The organism is Bradyrhizobium sp., assembly GCF_049581145.1.
Taxonomy (GTDB): Bacteria; Pseudomonadota; Alphaproteobacteria; order Rhizobiales; family Xanthobacteraceae; genus Bradyrhizobium.
On sequence record NZ_JBAURI010000805.1, the window covers coordinates 1 to 3,441 of the forward strand.

Sequence of the window (3,441 nt, forward strand, 5' to 3'; positions counted from 1 at the left end):
CGCCAGGCCTGCATTGATCCTCGCGGACGCGCTCATGTCGGCGCCGAACCGCCAACATCAGCGACGCCGTCCCAGGTCATCGCGGAAATACAGGTTGTCGGTGCACCCTGGCTGCAGACCCAGACTATCCCTTTGAACTCGGGCCTCGTTGCTATCATAGGCGGGCGCGGGTCCGGTAAAACCGCACTCGCCGACATGATCGCCGCCGGATGCGATTCCATATCGAACGAGGCCTGGGCCGCCGATGAATGGGCGAATCCCTCGTTTCTCGTGCGGGCACGGCCCTTGATCGGCCAAGGCGCGGTCAAGATCAGTTGGGCAGCCGGGGACCCTAGCACTCGGTCGTTGGACGGATCGGACGCCAACGGACCGATGAGCTATCCACGCGCGCGCTACCTTTCGCAGCAGTTCGTCGAGGAGCTGTGCTCGTCGAGCGGCCTGACCGACGGGCTGCTCCGCGAGATTGAACGCGTGATATTCGAGGCACATCCCGATCATGATCGCAATGGCGCTCTGGACTTTGCCGAACTCCTGGAACATCGCGCCTCACGTCATCGGCTGGCGCGGGATCGCGAAGCGGACGCGGTTTCCCAGATATCGGAGCGCATCAGCACCGAGCTCGAGAAAGAAAAACTAGTCTCGAGCTATGAGGCTCAGGTCGCCCAGAAAAAGAAACTGGTCGATGCCTATACCGCAGACCGCGCAAAGCTTGTTTCAGCTGGTAGTGAGAAGAGGGCCCAGCGCCACACCGAGCTCGCCGGCGCAACGAATGCGGTGAGGAGCACGTTGCGGCGGTTCACGAACCAGCGTCAAACGTTCCTCGCGCTTCAGGATGAAGTCCGAGACCTTCGACGCAATCAAGCCCCAGAGGCGTTGCGTCAGACCCAGTCGAGGCACACGCACAGCGGCATGTCCGAGGAGCAGTGGGCTGCCTTCATGCTGGACTACAAGGGTACCGTCGACAATGACCTGAAGGGCTACATCAATTGGGTCGACGGTAAAATTGCAGAGCTTAAGGGAACTGCGCCCGCCGCTGGATCTCCGAACATCGCCTTCTTCCCGGACGATACGGATCTTTCGACGCTTTCGCAGGCGGTGTTGGAAGCCGAAATGGCGCGGCTGGAAAAGCTGGTCAGCTCCGACAAGGAGACGCAACGGCAATACACCGCGCTGTCGGGTCGCATCGCCACCGAGACCGCTGCGATGCAGACGTTCGTAGGCAAGCTGGAAGACAGCAAGGGTGCGAAAGATCGCGCGCGGGATCTTCAGACGCAGCGCGAGGAAGCCTATGGCAGGGCCTTCGACGCGCTTGTTGCCGAACAAGCCGTCTTGGAGGATTTGTATGGGCCGCTGATGGCGCGCTTGGCGGCAGCGTCTGGGACGTTGAAGAAGCTATCGTTCTCTGTGGCGCGGGTCGCCAATGTCGCGCAGTGGGCGGCGCAGGCAGAGGATGGACTGATCGATCTCCGGAAGAGCGGGGCGTTCAGGGGCAAGGGCACGCTGCTTCAAAGGGCGAACGCGGTCTTGAAACAGGCATGGGAAACGGCTTCATCTGCCGGGGTCGTAGCGGCAATGAAAGAGTTTCGTCGGCTCTATCAGAAGGAATTGCTCGACCACTCGCCGGTCGCTCATACCGAGCAGGTGGAATTCCGGGCTTGGTCGAAACGATTCGCTCAATGGTTGTTCAGTATGGACCACATCGATATTCACTATGGCATCGAGTATGACGGGGTAGATATCCGGAAACTGTCGCCCGGCACCCGCGGCATCGTGCTTCTGCTCCTCTACCTGGCACTCGACGACGGTGACGGCAGGCCCCTGATCATCGACCAGCCGGAGGAGAACCTTGATCCTAAATCCGTCTTCGAGGAGTTGGTGGGGCTGTTCATTGAAGCCAAATCGAACCGCCAGGTGATCATGGTGACCCACAACGCGAATCTGGTGATCAATACCGACGCCGATCAGATCATCATCGCGGAATCCGGACCGCACCCACATGGTGCGTTGCCGCCGATCACTTACCAGTCGGGCGGGCTGGAGAACGCTGATATCCGAAAAGCGGTGTGCGACATACTGGAGGGTGGTGAAGGTGCCTTCCAGGAAAGGGCTCGCAGGCTGAGGGTCCGATGGGAGCGATAAGGGAGTCGGCTCGTCGGCAATCGTCGGCGGATCAGTACGACGTCACTTTGCCGCGACGCTGGCTTCCTTTATTTTGGTGAGGGAATAATTCGGGGTCGCCCGGGACTATCCCGCCCTATCCAATTGCGCGAATTAACCGACTGATTTTACGACTGAATTCGTCATTTACGTTCGATATCTATCGGTACGCAGAAATCTGGACAGACGGAGCGCCTGACGGCGTCGCTGTCCATTGAAACTACCGATCCTGATCAATACCGTCATGCGCGATGCTGCGTCTGACGGTATTTTTCTTTGTCCAAGTGTCGGTAAAACAAAGAGATCTCCGGTCAAACGCGGCTCAAAAGTGGCTGACGGTATTTACCTGGAGGGGAAGTCCTTGCTGTGTGACCCACCTTCGCTGGCGCTGATCCGCAAGGCACGTCAGATCCTTCGGCCCGACGTCGAGTCTGCATTCAGCGTTGGGGGCTTTTTGACTGTGGTGGAGTCAAAACTTCTTCAGCTCACGAACGAGCAAATTCGCGCTTCGAGAAGAATGGCCTCCAACCCGAGGACAATTGTTCGTGGTAAGGCCGGTACCGGAAAGACCGTCATTGCAGTTGAGCGTGCGAGGCTTTTGGCCGGGCAGGGGAAGCGAGTTCTCTTTCTCTGCTTCAATCAACTGCTTGCTTCGCACATAAGGTTCGGGTTGGCGAAGGAACCAAACGTGTCGCTGATCGACGTTCGGCACGTGCATGCGCTCTATGCCGAGGTCATAGGCAGAGCGGGTCTATCGGACAAGCTTGCCCGGTTCTCGCCAGATCCGGGCTTCTATGCCCATCAGTTTCCTCAATTGTTTGTTGAAGGGGTGCTCGCGCTTGAGCTGGAGACCTGGGATGCTCTGGTGGTGGATGAAGCTCAGGATCTCCTGACCAGTGACAATCTGGATGCATTCGACCTTATCCTGACAAATGGCCTGACCCGGGGAGAGTGGCACTTCATTCTGGATCCGCTGCAGAATATCTACGACGGCGACATTCAGAACGAGGCAGAAGCGCGCCTCGCGCCGATTTTTCCGGCGTATGATGATTTGTTCGAGAACTGCCGCAATACCAGACAGGTTGCGACCCAGGCGTCCATCATTTCGGGAATAGACTTGGCGTTGCAGGGGGCGCCGGATGGATCACCCTGTGACAATGTGTACTACGGCTCGCCGGCCGATGCGTTGGCAAAGCTGGATGAGATTGTAAAATAGCTCACTTCGAGGGACGTAGCCCCGGAAAGCATTGCGATCCTCTCGACACGTCGGCGCGAAAATTCGGC

Annotated in this window: 2 protein-coding genes; both read left to right on the forward strand. The window is 58.3% G+C overall.

Annotated elements, in window-relative coordinates; all coding sequences use genetic code 11:
- Positions 1 to 2,139: TrlF family AAA-like ATPase (locus WCB02_RS26400; protein ID WP_423962703.1), on the forward strand; the 2,139-nt coding region annotated here is incomplete at its 5' end.
- Between the two features lie 232 nt (positions 2,140 to 2,371).
- Complete coding sequence (locus WCB02_RS26405) at positions 2,372 to 3,373, forward strand: DNA/RNA helicase domain-containing protein (RefSeq protein WP_423962704.1); 1,002 nt, start codon at positions 2,372 to 2,374, stop codon at positions 3,371 to 3,373.
- Positions 3,374 to 3,441: the final 68 nt, after the last annotated feature.